The organism is Desulfovibrio sp. JY (assembly GCA_021730285.1).
Taxonomy (GTDB): Bacteria; Desulfobacterota; Desulfovibrionia; order Desulfovibrionales; family Desulfovibrionaceae; genus Solidesulfovibrio.
This window is the reverse complement of record CP082962.1, coordinates 2,806,541-2,822,795: the sequence shown is the minus strand read 5'-3', so window position 1 is coordinate 2,822,795 and position 16,255 is coordinate 2,806,541. Positions and strand designations below refer to the sequence as shown.

Below are 16,255 nucleotides of genomic sequence, written 5' to 3'. Positions count from 1 at the left end.
AACCTCAATCGTGCTGCTTACAATTCCATGTAGGTCGCCTTGCTGGCTTCCTTTTCCAGAACCGACACGCTCACCAGCCGGGCCACTTCCCCAGCCAAGGCGGCCTCCAACTTCCGGTAAATATACCGGGCCAGATTCTCGGACGAAGGATTCTCCACGTCAAACGGCGGCACCTCATTTAAATGATGATGATCCAGGGGGGCCAATATCTCGCGCAAGCGCCCCCGCAGTTTCTTGAAGTCGATCAGATACTCGATCTTCGGATCGAGCCGCTCGCCCTCCACCACAGCCTCGACGCCGAAATTGTGGCCATGCAGATTCTCGCACGGCCCCTCATAGCCCCGCAGACAATGCGAAGCGCTAAACGACTCCGTCACCGTCAACCGCCATATCCCACGCTTATTCGTCGTCATAAAGTTCCCTTTGGGAGAGGAGGGAGAACTGGGGGAGGGGACCCCTTTTTAAAAAAAGGGGTCCCCTCCCCCAGGCCCCCACCCCCCCGAAAAATTTTAACGGGGGGCTGGACCAAACTTTCTTAAAACCTTTGAGAGTCCACCCCAGTAGCCGACATCAGAAGGCTCTGGAAAATCTTCCTCCACCCCTTTCGCCCCGCAGGGGCGACGGCGTGGTGGCGGCGGAATTTGCTCGGGACGAGCCTGCCGCGCAAGCGGCGGCAGCGTCCCGGCAAATTCCGCCGCCATCTTCCACTCTCCGGCCTCCGGCCGTCCAGCCCTACCTCCGCCCGCTAGAGCATACCGGACGGGGGGTCCGGGGGGCCCGTGGCCTCCCGGCGGGTCCGGGCAGAGCCCGGTTCTCTCCCCTCCGCCTTCCCTCCGCCTTCCCTGCCGCGCTACCGCACGGCAGACGGCCGGGCCGGCGCCATGCCGTGCTCGAAATCGTCCAGTTCGCGGCGCAGTTCCGGGCAGCGCCGCACCCCGTAGCCCGGCCCCAGGCGCAGCCGGCAGACGGCCTTGGGGAGATGCAGCACCAGATGCACGGAACACTGGCCGGGATAGCGGCGCAGGATGTCGGCAAGGGGGTCCAGGGGCACGGCCTTTTCCTCGGGGCAGGCCACCAACACTTCCACGGGCTCGTCGCTGCCGCCGATAATCTTGGACAGGGGGTCGATGCGCACGGCCTGCAACTTGATAAGTTGCTTGCCCTCGCCTTCGGTCTGTTCGGTCTGGCCGATCTTGGCCGTGATGAAAAGCGGCGCGTCGGCGGCCAGATTTTCGCGGCAAAGGGCGTAGCAATCGGAAAAAACGACCACTTCGGCTTCGCCGCCGAGATGGTCCTCAAGCTTGCAGAAGGCCATCTTCTGGCCTTTCTTGGTGATGATTTCCTTGGTGGTGACGCAGATGCAGGGGACCTTGACCTCGACGCCGGGTTCCAGGCCGGCGCACTGGGCCAGGGTCGTGACGCGCATGGCACGCAGGTCGCGCTCGTAGGCCAGAAGCGGATGGCTGGTGAGGTAGAAGCCGAGGGCTTCCTTTTCGTAGGCCATCATTTCTTCGTGGAGCCATTCGGGCAGATCGGCCTCGGAGCAGGAAAACCCCAGGCCCACGGTGGGCTTGGGCTTGTCGGGCATAAGCTCCATCAGCGACAGGCGACCTTCGTTCTTATCAGCCGCCCGCCGCTGGCCTGCCGTGGCCGCCTGATCGAGCCCGGCGAAAAGTCCGGCCCGGGTGCAGCCGAAGCCGTCGCAGGCCCCGCATTTGATGAGATATTCGATGACGCGCTTGGTGACCTTGCGCATGTTCACGCGGCTGGTCAGGTCGAGCAGCGAGGAAAAGGGGCCGTTTTGCTCGCGCTCGGCCACGATTTCGAGCACGGCGTCGCGGCCGATGTTTTTGACGGCGGCCAGGCCGTAGAGGATCTTGTTGTTCTTGACGGAAAAGTGCGGCAGGCCGGCATTGACGTCCGGGGGGCACAGTTCGATGTCGTTGTCGCGGCAGGCGGCGATGTATTGCAGGAGCTTGTCCTGGTTTTCCATGTCCGAGGTCATGAGCGCCGCCATGAAGGCCACGGGGTAATGGGCCTTCAGATAGGCGGTCTGATAGGAAATCTGGGCGTAGGCGGCGCTGTGGGACTTGTTGAAGCCGTACTCCGCGAACTTCTCCATCAAGTCGAAAATTTCGTTGGCTTTTTTGGCGTCGATCTTGTTTTGGGCGCAGCCCTCCACGAAAATGGTGCGCTGCCGGGACATTTCCTCGGCATTTTTCTTGCCCATGGCCCGCCGCAGCAGATCGCCGCCGCCAAGGGAATAGTTGGCCAGCACCTGGGCGATCTTCATGACCTGTTCCTGGTACACGATGACGCCGTAGGTGGACTTGAGCGTCTCCTCCAGGAGCGGATGCGGATACTCGACCGGGTCCAGGCCGTGCTTGCGGCGGATGAACAGCTCGACCATGCCGGACCCGAGCGGCCCCGGGCGGTAGAGGGCGAGCATGGCGATCAGGTCTTCAAAGCAGTTGGGCTTGAGCATGCGCAGATACTTGCGCATGCCCTGGCTTTCCACCTGGAAGATGCCGTCGGTGTCGCCCCGGGCGAAGAGTTCGTAGGTGGCCGGATCGGTCATGGGCAGGGTTTCGAAGTCGGGCGGCTCCTCCCCCATCTCGCGGATGATTTTCAGCGCATCGTCGATGACCGTGATGGTTTTGAGCCCCAGGAAGTCGAACTTGACCAGTCCGGACTTCTCCACGCGCTTCATGTCCCACTGGGTCACGGTTTCGTTGTTTTTTCCCTTATAGAGCGGCACGTACTCGGTCATGGCCTTGTCGGACACGACCACGCCGGCGGCATGGGTGGAGGCGTGGCGGGCCAGGCCTTCCAGGCGACGGGAAATATCGATGAGGTGGGCAATGCGCGGATCGGTGCGGACAAGAGTCTTGAGTTCCGGCTCGAGCTCCAGCGCCTTGTCGATGGTCATCTTGAGGTCTTCGGGAATGAGCTTGGCGATGCGGTCGGTCTCGCCGAAGGTCATGCCGAGCGCCCGGCCCACGTCGCGCACCACGCCCTTGGCCTTCATGGTGCCGAAGGTGGTGATCTGGGCCACGGCGTCCGCGCCGTAATGCTCCGTGACGTAGCGGATGACCTCGTGGCGGCGGCGTTCGCAGAAGTCCACGTCGATATCGGGCATGCTCACGCGCTCGATATTGAGGAAGCGCTCGAAAAAGAGGTCGTAGGGCATCGGATCGAGGTTGGTGATCCGCAGCGAATAGGCGACCAGGGAACCGGCCGCCGAACCGCGTCCCGGCCCGACGGGGATATCGTGGTCCTTGGCCCAGTTGATGAAGTCCTGGACGATGAGGAAGTAGCCCGGGAAGCCCATCTTCGTGATGACGTCGAGTTCGAGCTCCAGGCGGTCCCAATATTTCTTCGCGTCCACGTCCGGCATCTTGGCCAGGCGCTTTTTGAGGCCTTCCCGGGCCATGCCGCTCATGACGTCGTCCAGGGACTTGCCGGGCGGGGCCTTGTAGACCGGGAAATGGTAGCCCTCGAAATCGAGCTTCACGTCGATGCGGTCGGCGATCTCGCAGGTGTTGGCCAGGGCCTGGGGCACATCCTTGAAGGCCTCGGCCATCTCCTCGGGGGAGCGGTAGTAGAGGTCGTTGGAGGTAAACCGCATGCGCTTGACGTCGTCCACGCAGGCGGCGGTCTGGATGCACAGCAGGATGTCGTGGGCCTCGGCGTCGTCGGCGTGGAGGTAGTGGCAGTCGTTGGTGGCGACAAGCGGCAGCCTGAGGTCGTCGGACAACTCGATGAGGAAATTGTTGACCGTGGTCTGCTCGGGGATACCGTTGGCCTGGATTTCCAGGTAGAACCGGTCCGGAAACAGGGCCGCGTACTCCTTGGCCGTGGCCACGGCCGCATCCCGGCTCTCCCGCAGAAGCTTCTGGTTGATCTCGCCCTTGAGGCAGGCGGACAGGGCGATGAGCCCCTCGCCGTACTGGCCGAGCAGTTCCTTGTCCACGCGGGGCTTGTAGTGAAAGCCCTCGAGGTGGCCCTTGGAAACGAGCTTGAGCAGATTGTGGTAGCCGGTCATGTCCTTGGCCAGGAGCACCAGGTGGTAGCCGGCGTCGCGGGGGGAGCGGGCGTCTTTCTTGCGCCGGTCCTCCTTGGCCACGTAGACCTCGCAGCCGATGATGGGCTTGAGGTCCGCCTTCTTGGCGTAGTCGTAGAACATCAAGGCGCCGTGAAGGTTGCCGTGGTCGGTTATGGCCGCGGCCGGACAGCCGAAACCCTTGGCGGTCTTGACGAGATCGCCGATGCGGATGGCCCCGTCGAGGAGGCTGTACTCGGTATGGCAGTGCAGATGGACGAAATCGGACATGGGTACTTTTGGGGGTAAAAATCCTGGGCGCGGGATACTCCGCCCCAGGGCGATATAGCGCACCCGGGCGCTTCTGGAAACGGCCCGGAAATCACTCCCTTTACCGGGCGACTCCGTGTCGCGCCCGGTAAAGGGTACGTCCGTTTTTCACGAAAAAATCAATTATCTTAGTTGGTTGATCGCGGAATGCATGGAGGCCCGCCACTAGCCCCAGCTTTGGATCTCGATCATGTTGCCCTCGGGGTCGCGCATGTAACGAAAGGTCAGTTTGCCGACGCCCGGCACCTCGCGCGAGACCAGCTCCCCCACGGCCGATCCGCCGGCGTCGAGCATCTCGCGCGCCTTGGCCGCCACGTCGTCCACGAGAAAGGCGATATGGGCGAACCCCGGGGTATTGGCGCCCACCTCGGGGCGTTCGTCCAGGGCGTCGTAGGAGAAGATTTCCAGTGTGGGGCCGGTGTCGCCATGCCCGGGCAGGCGCAAGTGGAGGCCGGTGATATGCGCGCCGTCAAGCCCGGTCGCGGCATCGAGCCAGTCGCCGGACAGGTCGCGTTCCGGCGGCACGGGCCGGCAATCGAACAGGCGGATGTAGAAGGAGGTCAGCGCCCGCCAGTCGCGGGCAACGATGTTGGTGTGGACATAGCGGGTGGACATGGCAGGGTACTCCTTAACGAACGAACGCACGGACGATTTCCCGCGCGACCGGACAGGGATAGCGTCCGGGACGCCCCGAGGCAAGCCGCGACGGCCAGTCGGGCCGACACGTCTGCCCGACGCATCCCGGGGACCGCGCGCAGTCGCCGGGCAGACGCCCCCCCTTTCCCCTTTCGCTTTGACAAGTTATCCGCTACGACTATGACAATAGCCGTCTTCGTTGCAGCAGTGCACAACGTCCTTTTTTTCCCGGGACGACGGACCGCATCCACGCCGCAGGCACAGGCATGCAGAAAAAAACGTCCTGGACAATAATACTGGCCGGCCCCCTGCTCATCCTCGGCATCGAGGCCGTGCTGACTTTTTTGGCGATAAACGGCGTCGTCGTGCCCAACCCGGTCCTTTTCCTGTCACTGGCCATAGTCCTGTCCGCCTACCTCGGCGGGTATGCCGCGGGGACGCTCAGTGTGGTCATCGCCTTCCTGTTTCTCCTCTATTACTGGTCACAACCCGGCCATTTTCTCGTCTACGCCCCACGCGACGTCTCCCGGCTGGCCGTTTTCCTCATGACCATGCCGGCCATGGCCTTCCTGGTCGGCGCGCTGGAGAAAAAAAACAGGACGAAACTGTTCGAGATCGAAGAGAAGACCAGGGAGCTGGAAGAAAGCAAAACACGGCTGCAACGCGCCGAACTCGTGGCCGAGACGGGAAACTGGGAAGTCGCCCTCACGGACGGCACCCTCTCCACCTCGGAAGGGGCGCGACGCATCTACGGCATGGACCCGAACCGCCACTATACGCTTCGGGAGGTGCAGCACATTCCGCTGCCCCGATACCGCCCCATGCTCGACGCGGCCCTGACGGACCTCGTGGCCCGGGGCATCCCCTACGACGTCACGTTCAAGATACGCCGCCCGGTGGATAACGCCGTCATCGACATCAACTCGCGCGCCACCTATGATTCCACGGACAACAAGATTTTCGGCACCATCCAGGACGTGACCGCGCAAAAGCAGATCGAAGCCGACCTGATCGAATCCCGGCAGCGGGCGGAGCTGGCCAACAGCGCCAAGACCGAATTCCTGGCCAACATGAGCCACGAGATCCGCACACCCTTAAACGGCATCCTGGGCATGCTCCAGGCGCTCGAGGATACGACGCCCTCGGCCGAACAGCAGCGGTTTATCGGGGCCGCCATACGCGCCTCCCGGCGGCTGACCCAGCTTTTAAACGACATCCTGGACCTCTCGCGCATCGAGACAGGAAAGATCCGGATCACGCCGGCCCCCTTCAAGTTGAGCGAACTCGTCGCCTCCATCGAAGAGCTCTTCAGCTTCTCGGCCCAGAAAAAAGGGCTGCCCCTGTCCTTTTCCGTAGCCCCCGGCATTCCGGACGGCCTCCTGGGCGACGCGGTCCGGATCAGGCAGATTCTGTTCAACCTTATCGGCAACGCCATCAAATTCACCAGCCAGGGTTCGGTCTCCCTGGCCATCGAACCCATACGGATCGGGCAACAGCGCATCCGCCTGCTTTTCACCGTGGCCGACACCGGCATCGGCATCCCGGAAACGATCATGGCCCGGATCTGCGAACCCTTCACCCAGGCCCATCCGGACACGCTCCCCCCCACCCAGGGCGTGGGACTGGGGCTTTCCATCGTGCGGAAGCTCACCCGCCTCATGGACGGCGAAATCACGCTCGAAAGCCGGGAAGGCCATGGCACGACCGCTTCCCTGTCCCTGCCGCTGGAACTCCCCCGGCAGCCGGGAACGGCCGTGCCCCGCGACGCGCTCCGCCCCGCCGAGATACCCACACCGGGGCTGCGGATTCTCCTGGCCGAAGACGACCGAATAAGCGCCATCGCCTGCCGGCATCTCCTGGAACACATGGGGCATACGGTGGTGACGGCCGCGGACGGCCGACAGGCACTGGACCTGTTCGCCAAGGAGGATTTCGACCTCGTCTTCATGGACATCCAGATGCCGACCCTTGACGGCGTGCGGGCAACGCAGGAAATTCGGGACCGCGACGCTTTCGGCGACAAGGCGGACACGCCTATCGTGGCCATGACGGCCTATGCCATGGATGGCGACGGGCAGCGCTTCCTGGCCGCCGGAATGGACGACTACATCGCCAAGCCCATGGAAAAGGAAGTCCTGAAGGAAACCATCGCCCGCGTGCTGCGGGAAGCCGGGACGGGCCGCCGCCGACCCGCGCCCGCCGCTGAGGAGCCGCACCCGTGAAAGATATTTTCGTGACCCTTTCCCGCTACAACCGCTGGGCCAATGCACGGCTGTACGCCGAGTTGGCCAAGCTCGCGCCCGAACAGCTCACAGCCAAAAGCGAAGTCAATTTCGGGTCCATGCTCGCCATCGCCAACCACCTCGTGCTGGCCGACCGGCTGTGGCTCAACCGCCTGACCGGCCAGGGCGCGCCCGTGACGACCGTGGACGCCGTGCCCTACCCGGACCTCGCCGATCTGGCCGCCGCCCGGAACATCGAGGAGGAGCGCGCCGTGGCCTTCGTGCGCGGCCTCGATCCGGCCCGCCTGGAGGACATCCTGCGCTACACCACCACCGAAGGCACGGCCATGGCCACGCCCCTAGCCCTGTGCCTGGCCCACTTCTTCAACCACCAGACGCACCACCGGGGCCAGCTCCACGGCTTGCTCGGCGTCTGCGGCATCAAGGCGGCGGACATCGACCTGCTCGGCTACACGCGGGAAGCCCCGGAGTGACGCCACGTTTGCGGCAGCGCCTCGCGACCACTGCGCCTTGCCCCCTGGCTGAAAACCCGATAGCCCTTTAACATGCTTGCATTCTTCCTCAAAGGCGTGGCCATCGGGGCCATTATCGCCATGCCCTTCGGCCCGGTCGGTATGCTGTGCCTTGGCCGGGCCATCACCATGGGGCTGCGGGTGGGCCTGCTCTCGGGCGTGGGTGCGGCCGCGGCGGACGCCTTTTACGGCGCCGTCGCCGCGTTCGGCCTGACCTTCGTGTCGGATTTCCTGGCCGCGCATGCAACGGTGCTCCAGGCCGGGGGCGGACTTTTCCTGGTGGGCATGGGGTTGCGTCTGGCCCTCTCCAAGGCCCCGCCCCGGCCGGCGGAAGCGCCCCCCAAAAAACGTTATGCCGGAGCGTTCGCCTCCATCTTCCTGCTGACGCTGACCAACCCTTTGACCGTGGTGGCCTTTCTGGCCATTTTCGCCGGATTCGGCCTGGGCCAGGTCAACGCCCACGCCAGCGAGGCCGCGACCGTGGTGGCCGGCGTTTTCTGCGGCTCCATGATCTGGTGGGCGGCCATCGCCTGCGGCGGCAAGCTGCTGCGATTGCGGCTCCTGGCCCACATGCGCTCCATCAAGCGCGTCTCGGGCTGGCTGATCGCCGCCTTCGGCCTCTGGGCGGTCTTTTTCGCGCATTAGGACGGGAGAGAGAGGGAGAAGATGTGCGAGAGGGGAACCCTTTTTGAAAAAAGGGTTCCCCTCTCGCGCTCTCCCCTCCCCAAAACTTTTACCGGGTACGGATGCGGTGACGCTGATGCGCCGTAACCGTCAAGCGTCTTTGGAAAGGGGGTCCGGGGGGAGAACCTTTCTGCAAGAAAGGTTTCCCCCCGGCTCTTCGCCCGCGCGGCGCAGGCCTTGGCGAAAGCAGGCCAGGCGTTCGGAAATGACGGACAGGCCGGTAAAAGGGAAACCCGCCATGGCCGCCTTGTAGGGCTCCGGCGCGTCGAGAAGCCGGGTGAGCTTCTCGCGCAGGGTCTCGGGCGCGAGGCTGTCCCAGGGCAGGTATTCGAGCAGCCCGCGAGCGCTCAGGACCTCGGCCCGGATGCGCTGCTCCAGGCGCGGCACCTCCCGGGGCACGACCAGCGACGGCTTGCCCTGGCACAGAATCTCGCAGGTGGTGTTGTAGCCGCCCATGGTCACCACCGCGTCGGCCAGGCCGATCAGCGTCTCCATGCGGCGGTAGAAGTGGTAGAACCGGGCCCGCAGCCGGCCGGCCCGTTTGGCCACGTTTTCCCGTTCGGGGCGCGGCATGAAGGGGCCGGTCACGAAAATCACCCGGTGGGCCGGGGCGTTGCCGGCCTCCAGCATCGAGAGATACGCGTCCATGAGCGGAAAGCCGTCCCCGCCGCCGCCGGTGGTGACCACCACCAGCCGGTCGTGGCTGGAAAGCCGCTCCTCGCGCCTGGTGCGGGCCATGGCCTGGCTCGTGGGCACATGGCGCGGGATGTAGCCGGTAAAGACCATCTTGCGGCTGATACTCTCCGGGATGGCATATTCGGCGATGGGATCGTAGAGGTCCCGGTCCCCGTAGACCCAGATTTCCGAATAATACTGGTCGAGCACCTCGTAGACGCCCTTCTCGCGCCACTCCCTGGTGGTGGAGGCGGCGTCGTCCATGATGTCGCGAAGCCCGAGGATGGTGCGCGTGCGCGGCATGCAGCGTTTGAGCCACTTGAGCGTCGGCATCACCTCGCGCCGCAGTCCCATGGGCGCCTTGTCCACGATGAAAAGATGGGGCTGGAAGGCCTTGGCCGTGGCCACGATGATGTTGCGCCGGATGTTCAGGGCATGGCGGGCGTTGATCTTGATCGAAAGGGGCAGGTATTCCTCGTTGGTCTTTTTGATCATGCCCGGAATGCGCACGAAGTCCACGCCTTCGGGCGTCTCGTAGCGGCCGGCCAGGGGCGAGCCGGTGAGGATCAGGATATTGACCCCACGCTGGCGCAGATGCTCGGCGATGGCCATGGTTCGCCGCAGATGCCCCAGACCGTAGGTGTCGTGGGAATACATCAGGATATTGTAGGTGGTGGGGGCGCCCATCGAAAACGTCAGGGAACTTCGATGCCGAGCTTGCGGTATTCGTTTAATTTGTTGCGGAGCGTGCGCACGGAAATGCCGAGCAGTTGGGCGGCCTGGGTGCGGTTGCCCTCGGTGCGGTCCAGGCTTTTGATGATCATGTGGCGTTCCATGACATCAAGCGGCATCAATTCGCCCACGCCGGCCGCCGGCGTCTGGTCGAACAGGCGGGAGGCCGCGGCGAAACCGTCGTCCCCCCCGGCCCCCCCGGCCGCGCCTTCGCCCTCGGCTGCGCCGGAAGCGTTTTCGGGCGTATCCTCGCAGGCCTCGCCGGCGCCGTCCTGCCAGCCGTCGCTGTCGCCGTCGAGCAGGAAATGGGACTTGTGGATGGGGCCGGCGCCGGCCAGCAGCACGGCCCGCTCCATGAGATTTTGCAGCTCGCGCACGTTGCCCGGCCAATCGTAGGAGAGCAGCCACTCCTTGGCGTCGGCGGCAAAAGCCAGCGGTGGCAGTTCGTAGGACTTGCGAAACTTGTCCACGAAAAAGGCGGCGAGCCTCGGCACGTCCTGGCCGCGTTCGCGCAGCGGCGGGAGCTTGAGCGGGATGACGTTCAGGCGGTAATAGAGGTCCTGGCGAAATTTCCCTTCGGCCACGGCGTCTTCCATGCGCCGGTTGGTGGTGGCCAACACCCGCACGTCCACATGCACCGTCTCGGTGCCGCCGACCCGGTCGAACTCGCTTTCCTGCAACACGCGCAAGAGCTTGGCCTGGAGCCCGAGGTCCATCTCGGAAATCTCGTCGAGGAGCAGCGTGCCGCCCGAGGCCATCTCGAACTTGCCGAGCTTGCGGGCGATGGCTCCGGTAAAGGCGCCCTTTTCGTGGCCGAACAGCTCGGATTCGAGCAGATGTTCGGGCAGGGCGGCGCAGTTGATGGCGATAAAGGGGCCTTCGGCCCGGTCGGAACTGGCGTGCAGGTAGCGGGCGAACATCTCCTTGCCGGTGCCGGATTCGCCGGAAATGAGCACCGTGGCCTTGGACCGGGCCACCTGCCGGGCCAGGGCCAGAACCCGGAGGATGGCCGGGTGTTCACCGACGATGGCGAAGCCCTTGCCGGAGGGCGCGGCTCCCGCGCCGTGGCGGGCGGGCGCGGCTTCCGGGGCCGGGGCCGGTTCGGGCGGCGCGGCCTTCTCCGGCATGACGGCCTGGATTTTCTCCCAGGTCAGCGGTTCGAGCCAGTAGTCCCTGGCCCCGAGTTCCAGGCAGCGGGCGGCCTCGGCGGCGGTGCCCCGGTCGGTAAAAACGATGACCGGCGGAAAGGCCTCGTCCTGTTGCCCGGCGGCAAGCAGGGCCTCGGCGGTGTAGATGCCCATCTTGGCTTGGGAAAAGATGAGGCAGGGCGACGACTTGCGGATGGAGGCCAGGGCGGCGGACAGGGAATCGGCGATGCCTGCGGCGATGCCCGCTTCCTTGAAATACGGGAAGAATTGGGTCACCGCCTGGGCCGGGGCGACAAAAAGTATCGTCTTTTCCGCCATCGGCGACCTATTAGCCCGAAGTCAAACGGTTTTCAATCAATTCGGGAACAATTCCCCCCAATCGTCGCAAAGCGGGCCTCAGGCCAGCCCGCATTCCCGCAAAAGTCCGGTGAGGACCTTGTCGCTGTCGAAATAGTCGCCGGCGATCTCCCGGGCCGCTTTGCCCGCCCGAATGGGGTCGGCCTCGACCGTCCGAAGCGCCTCCACGGCGGCATCGGGGCCTTCGAAGGGGAAAAGCCCCTCCCCCACCGGCAGGTAGTCGCCAAAGCCCGTGTCCTCCACCACCGCCGGCCGGCCGGCCGCCAGATACGTGGCCGTGCGGTCGGAAAACCAGCCGCTTTTGAGCACCACGTTCTGGTCCTTGGCAATGGTGAACTCGCCCCGCGAGCCCCGGATGTAGTCGCGGTACACGTCGGGGTCGCGCGAAACGTCGAGGGCGTCGCGCACGATCCAGCCGGCGTTGGCGTAGCGCCAGGCGTCGTCGCACATGCCGCCCATGGCCATGCCGAGGGGGATGTCGCGCAGCGTGGTCGGCAAATCGAGAATGGCCTCGTATTTCACGTTCTTGCGCCAGGAGAGCTTGCGCCCGGCGATCTCCACGTCCCGGTCCTTGGCCTCCCAGGTGCCGATGGTGGTGTAGCTGTCGCCAGCCCCCTCCCCCACCGGCCATTCGTCGAGGACCACCGGCGGCAGCAGCGGCTTCCAGTCCACGCCCGAAAGCGGCACGTCCGTTTTGCCGGCCGGCAGGTTGTAGCCGTAGGTGAAGCAGACGTCGTGGGCGGCGTAATAGTCGCGGGTCCAGGCGTCGCGCTCCACCTTGACCTGGGTGAAGACCGGGTCGGTGTCGATGACGGCCTTGACCGGGGCCTGGAAGTACTCTTCCTTGAGGGGCGCGATGCCCGAGATGTTGAGGAAAAAGTCGGCTTCGCGCAAATGGCGGTCCAGGGTGGCCCGGTCCATGCCGTAAAGCTTGTCCTCGATCTCGCTGACATAGGCCCAGCATCCGGCCAGCCCCGCCCGGCCGAACAGCCGCTCCACGGTGGCGCGGCCGCGCGACGACTCGCACACCGGATAGCCGAGCACCGGATCGAAGGGGTAGGCCCAGTTGGACGTATCTTCGAGGAAAACCACCTCATGGCCGAGGCGGCGTAAGCCGGAGAGGAAATGCAGCATCATCCACAATTGGCCGCCCAAGGGAAATCCAATGGCAAAACCGGCGACCAGGATGCGAAGGGGGCGTTTCACCTATCCGTCCTTTTTTTTAAATGCGGGGAGTTCCCTTGCCCGCGAACCAGAGTTTGACGCCCTGATCGATGGTGACCACGGGCACGGCCTGCTTTTTGAGGAATTCCGCAAGTTCGGCCAGTTTGCTCGCATCCCAGGGCTCCCAGCCCAGGTCCGAACCGATGCCGTGCATGCAGAAGATGACCCAGGCGTCCTCGCGAATGGCGTGCTTTTTGACCAAGTCGATGAGGGAGACCGCCGTATCGTCGGAGTGCACGGTATAGCGCTTGAGCCAGAAGCGGTCGGTCGCCCCCTTGCGGTTGCAGTCGTCCCCGCCGTCGGCCACCTGGGAATAGAACTTCTTGGAGAGCGCGCTCATCTCAGGCGTCCAATAGTTGTGCGGGGTGATGTAGGTCGTAACGGCAAAGCCCATCGCGGCGAGCTTGGTCTTGGACTGGTCCATCTCTCTTTCGTAGGAGATGGCCCGAATCTGCTGTTTTGCGGCCTCGGCCGGCTCGAAGGGATGCACGAGGACCTCGCCGATCAGTCCGTCGAAGTAGTAGCTCCCCGGTTCGGCGCGCACCAGGGCATCGCTGGAGCGTTCCCGCAGCAGCTTCCCGTTTTCGACCAGTCCGGCCAGTTCCTCGTACTTGTATTTCGCCTCGTACATGGCGCGCTGGCCGCGAACGGGCTTAAGGAGCAGGCAGTTCTCCTGGGCGTAGAACTTGGGGATGTCGATGGGCCGCTTGTGGGTCAGGCTGTGGGAGGCCACTTCCCAGCCGGCCTTGGCCAGATCGCGGATCTGCCCCACGGTCATGAAGTCGGGATCGCCCCGGTCCACCCGGTTGGCGATGATGCCGACGGTGGCCGGCAGGCCGAATTTTTCGAGGACCGGAAAGGCATATTGGTAGACGCTTTCCAGGCCGTCGTCGAAAACGATCGAGACCATGCCCGCCCGGGCCGGGGCAGGCGACGACGACAGCAGGGCAACCAAGAACAACAGGCCGACGACGCGGCATAAGGCGGTATTTTTCATGACTGGTCCAGACGGCGTAAAAGTCGTGACGCGTGGAAATCGCGGCATTCCTATCCCAAAAGCGCCAAAAGTCAATGCGCCGCCGGCCGGCCCCCCCGGAGTCCCGGCGCTTTGACGCCTGAGCAAAAACTGGTATGTGGCGCTTGCCGCCTGGAGCACGTTCTCTGGCGGCCCCTTTGTCAACGGAGTCCGCATGCGTACACAATTGTCATCTTCCTGCGCCCTGTGCCTGGCCATGCTCCTGGCCGCCGCGCCCCCGGTTCTCGGCGCGTCCAGGCACTTCCGCGCCTCCTACGAGCACTTCAACGAATACGCCACCAAGGCCGCCGACCTCTACTTCAAGGCGTCCCAGACCAGCGAGAAGAACATCCTGTCCCACCTGACCGCCGTTTCCGCCATCTACGCCGAAAAAGCCTACGTGATCCTGAATCTGGCCGATGTCCTCGAGCACATGGCCGCCAAGCGCGACCGGACATACGTCAAGGCCCGGCTCGACGACGTGCGCAAGGTGATCCTGGCCGGCATTCCCCAGGACATCAAGCTGTTGGGCGATCTGGTGGAAAACCAGGACAACGAGCAGGTGCGCGCGATCGGCAACCTGGTGGTCAACGAAATGCGGGTGTTCGAGCGCAATACCGACAATCAGTGATCGCAGGCGACGCCAACCGCCAAGCCGAGACGCCTGGGATCGGGCGCGCCGGAAATCGCCTGGGGCAGATACGTCCGGGCGGGCGTGAGGAAAAGCGGTACGGCCCGGCCGCCGCCCGCCTCGGGCACGGGCAGGGTCAACGTCACCGGCCGGCTGTCGAGGCGGACCGTGGCCCACAGTCCGGCCGGCGAAAAAAACGTCGCTTCGGTCGGTGACACGGCCGCAAGGGACAGCGTCAGGCTGCCTCTTCCCGGCGGCACGAGCAGCACCGCGTCCCCGGCGCTCCAGCGAAAGGTCCGCCCCCGCCCCTGCTCGGGCGGATAAAACCCCTCGAAAACGACCTTCTCTCCGGGCGGCAGCCAGTCGTAGAGCCCCAGGCGCGCCGCCGTGCCGCCAAGCCCGATATCCAGGCCGTAGGCCAGGATGCCGCACAGGGCCACGCCCGTGGCCGCCGCCCCGACCCAGCCCCTCCTGTCCGCCCGGCCAGCCCGGCCCAGGCGCACCGCCCTGGCCTCCAGGGCCATGGCCCGGGCCAGGGGAACGAACAGCAGAAACAAGACCGCCGGCACGTAAAACATTTCCTGGAAAAACGCATAGATGTGGAAGGCGACCAGGGAAAGCAGCATGGCCGCGTCCGGCAAGCTGGCATAGTCGCGCGCCCGCCGCCACAGCACCCAGCCCGCCCGGCCGGCCATGGCCAGCCAGACGAGAAGCCCGGCCACGCCGAGCCCGGCCACTAGCTGCACGTACAGGCTGTGCGGCGTCTCGAACACCTCGGCCCCGGCGTCGCCGTAGCGGTTGAGCCAGGCCCCGGGCGTGGCCAGAAGCACCGGATAGTGCCGGGCGTAGCTCGTAAAGCCCATGCCGAAGACCGGCCGCTCGGCCGCGATCAAAAGCCCGGAGCGGAAAAGCGCCGGGCGCGGCGAATCGGTGAAATTGTCCACCCGCTGGGCCAAAAGCGCGTTGATGGGCCGGCTTATGGCCGAGAACTCCCGGCCCGCGCCCCATAAAGCGATTCCCACCACCAGCGCCCCGGCCACGGCCAGGGTCGGCAGATGGCCATAGGGCCGGCGAAAATGCACAAAGCGGTTCTCGCGAAAATACAGCCAGCCGGCCGCGAAAAAGGTCAGGCTGCCGGCGATCCAGCCGGCCCGGGCCAGTGTCAGGACCAATGCCGCGCCGCAAAGGGCCAGCCCCGACGCGGCCAGGCAGCGCCGCCGCCAGCCGGAGCCCGCCAGCAGCGTGAGCAGATACGGCGCGGCCACGGCGGCGTATTCGGCAAACCAGCCCGGATTGGCGAAAAGCGACGTGAACCGGTAGTGCAGCAGATAATGGTCGCCCTGGAAATGCTCGTAGAGGCCGAAGACGATGGCGGTAAGGAGTCCGCCCACAAGTCCCCGGATCAGGCAGCCGAAGCGGTCCGGAAAATCGAGCCGGGCAAGCTGCCAAGCCAGCACGGCGAAAATGGCCAGCCGCCAGGCCCCGGCCAGGGCGTAGCCCGGAGCGGCGGCCGGGGAAAAGGCCATGGCCGCGAAAAAGCCGCCCGGCCCGAAAAGGGACAGCTCCTGCCCAAACCTGGCCCAGGGCAACAGCAGCGTGGAACCAAGGGCCAGGGCGGCCAGGGCGGCCAGGAGCGCGCCCGTGGGGCCGGCACGGCCAGGCGTCGCGGCATCCCGGCCGGCGTTTCGCCAGCAAAAGGCCAGGGCCGCCACATCGGCCAGCAGGCCGAAGGCCACGCCCGGATAGACGTAGGACTGGGCGCCGAAAAGAAACGGGGAAAAGCCGAGCAACGTCAGCCCGAAGGCGAGGCCGCGCCGGGAGACGGCCATGGCCAGCCCCCACAGCCACAAAAAGGCCACGAGTCCCGCAGCCGACCAGCCGGCCCGAACGAGGGTCAGGGAGGTGAGCAAGGCGTGCGGGGCCACGAGCAGCAGGCCGGCGAAAAATCCGGCCCCGGCGACGGCCCGGGAAAAGGGGGATGCGCCCTGGGCGCCGGCAACGGAGGAAGAAGCGTCCATGCGCCGGG

Annotated in this window: 12 protein-coding genes; 4 read left to right on the top strand and 8 right to left on the bottom strand. The window is 65.1% G+C overall.

Going from position 1 to position 16,255, the window contains the following annotated elements; all coding sequences use genetic code 11:
• Positions 1–17: 17 nt before the first annotated feature.
• From queD to K9F62_12530, 3 genes are all read right to left on the bottom strand, one after another.
• A complete protein-coding gene (gene queD, locus K9F62_12540; GenBank protein ID UJX39556.1) occupies positions 18–413 on the bottom strand; it encodes a 6-carboxytetrahydropterin synthase QueD in 396 nt (131 codons plus the stop codon).
• 437 nt (positions 414–850) lie between these two features.
• Positions 851–4,333 (bottom strand): DNA polymerase III subunit alpha, encoded by a 3,483-nt coding sequence (dnaE, locus tag K9F62_12535; protein UJX39555.1) that lies wholly within the window; start codon positions 4,331–4,333, stop codon positions 851–853.
• 204 nt (positions 4,334–4,537) lie between these two features.
• Complete coding sequence (locus K9F62_12530; GenBank protein UJX39554.1) at positions 4,538–4,987, bottom strand: VOC family protein; 450 nt, start codon at positions 4,985–4,987, stop codon at positions 4,538–4,540.
• 287 nt (positions 4,988–5,274) lie between these two features.
• Here K9F62_12530 and K9F62_12525 point away from each other — a divergent pair, with 287 nt between their 5' ends.
• The 3 genes from K9F62_12525 to K9F62_12515 all read left to right on the top strand — a co-directional run bounded on the left by K9F62_12525 (position 5,275) and on the right by K9F62_12515 (position 8,408).
• A complete protein-coding gene (locus K9F62_12525; GenBank protein ID UJX39553.1) occupies positions 5,275–7,230 on the top strand; it encodes a response regulator in 1,956 nt (651 codons plus the stop codon).
• Complete coding sequence (locus K9F62_12520) at positions 7,227–7,724, top strand: DinB family protein (GenBank protein ID UJX39552.1); 498 nt, start codon at positions 7,227–7,229, stop codon at positions 7,722–7,724. The genes K9F62_12525 and K9F62_12520 overlap by 4 nt, the downstream gene beginning before the upstream one ends.
• Positions 7,725–7,796: 72 nt before the next feature.
• Positions 7,797–8,408, top strand: a complete 612-nt coding sequence (locus tag K9F62_12515) for a LysE family transporter (GenBank protein ID UJX39551.1) — start codon at positions 7,797–7,799, stop codon at positions 8,406–8,408.
• A gap of 129 nt (positions 8,409–8,537) precedes the next feature.
• Here the strand turns inward: K9F62_12515 and K9F62_12510 are convergent, their stop codons facing one another.
• From K9F62_12510 to K9F62_12495, 4 genes are all read right to left on the bottom strand, one after another.
• Positions 8,538–9,809 carry a glycosyltransferase gene (locus K9F62_12510; GenBank protein UJX39550.1) on the bottom strand — a complete coding sequence of 424 codons (1,272 nt, stop codon included), beginning with the start codon at positions 9,807–9,809 and terminating at the stop codon, positions 8,538–8,540.
• 8 nt (positions 9,810–9,817) lie between these two features.
• Positions 9,818–11,320 (bottom strand): sigma-54 dependent transcriptional regulator, encoded by a 1,503-nt coding sequence (locus K9F62_12505; protein ID UJX39549.1) that lies wholly within the window; start codon positions 11,318–11,320, stop codon positions 9,818–9,820.
• Between the two features lie 78 nt (positions 11,321–11,398).
• A complete protein-coding gene (locus K9F62_12500) occupies positions 11,399–12,565 on the bottom strand; it encodes a hypothetical protein (GenBank protein UJX39548.1) in 1,167 nt (388 codons plus the stop codon).
• Between the two features lie 16 nt (positions 12,566–12,581).
• Positions 12,582–13,580 (bottom strand): polysaccharide deacetylase family protein, encoded by a 999-nt coding sequence (locus K9F62_12495; GenBank protein UJX39547.1) that lies wholly within the window; start codon positions 13,578–13,580, stop codon positions 12,582–12,584.
• Between the two features lie 193 nt (positions 13,581–13,773).
• Between K9F62_12495 and K9F62_12490 the strand changes: the two genes are divergently transcribed.
• Positions 13,774–14,229 carry a hypothetical protein gene (locus K9F62_12490; GenBank protein UJX39546.1) on the top strand — a complete coding sequence of 152 codons (456 nt, stop codon included), beginning with the start codon at positions 13,774–13,776 and terminating at the stop codon, positions 14,227–14,229.
• On the opposite strand, the gene K9F62_12485 is transcribed toward K9F62_12490, so the two are convergent.
• Positions 14,223–16,247 (bottom strand): O-antigen ligase family protein, encoded by a 2,025-nt coding sequence (locus K9F62_12485; GenBank protein ID UJX39545.1) that lies wholly within the window; start codon positions 16,245–16,247, stop codon positions 14,223–14,225. The genes K9F62_12490 and K9F62_12485 overlap by 7 nt on opposite strands.
• Between the last annotated feature and the right edge of the window lie 8 nt (positions 16,248–16,255).

What these genes read in the sequence shown, in the direction of transcription:
- queD (UJX39556.1), bottom strand. Translation starts at nt 413, where the DNA reads ATGACGACGAATAAGCGTGGGATATGGCGGTTGACGGTGACGGAGTCG.
- dnaE (UJX39555.1), bottom strand. Translation starts at nt 4,333, where the DNA reads ATGTCCGATTTCGTCCATCTGCACTGCCATACCGAGTACAGCCTCCTC.
- K9F62_12530 (UJX39554.1), bottom strand. Translation starts at nt 4,987, where the DNA reads ATGTCCACCCGCTATGTCCACACCAACATCGTTGCCCGCGACTGGCGG.
- K9F62_12525 (UJX39553.1), top strand. Translation starts at nt 5,275, where the DNA reads ATGCAGAAAAAAACGTCCTGGACAATAATACTGGCCGGCCCCCTGCTC.
- K9F62_12515 (UJX39551.1), top strand. Translation starts at nt 7,797, where the DNA reads ATGCTTGCATTCTTCCTCAAAGGCGTGGCCATCGGGGCCATTATCGCC.
- K9F62_12510 (UJX39550.1), bottom strand. Translation starts at nt 9,809, where the DNA reads ATGGGCGCCCCCACCACCTACAATATCCTGATGTATTCCCACGACACC.
- K9F62_12505 (UJX39549.1), bottom strand. Translation starts at nt 11,320, where the DNA reads ATGGCGGAAAAGACGATACTTTTTGTCGCCCCGGCCCAGGCGGTGACC.
- K9F62_12495 (UJX39547.1), bottom strand. Translation starts at nt 13,580, where the DNA reads ATGAAAAATACCGCCTTATGCCGCGTCGTCGGCCTGTTGTTCTTGGTT.
- K9F62_12490 (UJX39546.1), top strand. Translation starts at nt 13,774, where the DNA reads ATGCGTACACAATTGTCATCTTCCTGCGCCCTGTGCCTGGCCATGCTC.
- K9F62_12485 (UJX39545.1), bottom strand. Translation starts at nt 16,247, where the DNA reads ATGGACGCTTCTTCCTCCGTTGCCGGCGCCCAGGGCGCATCCCCCTTT.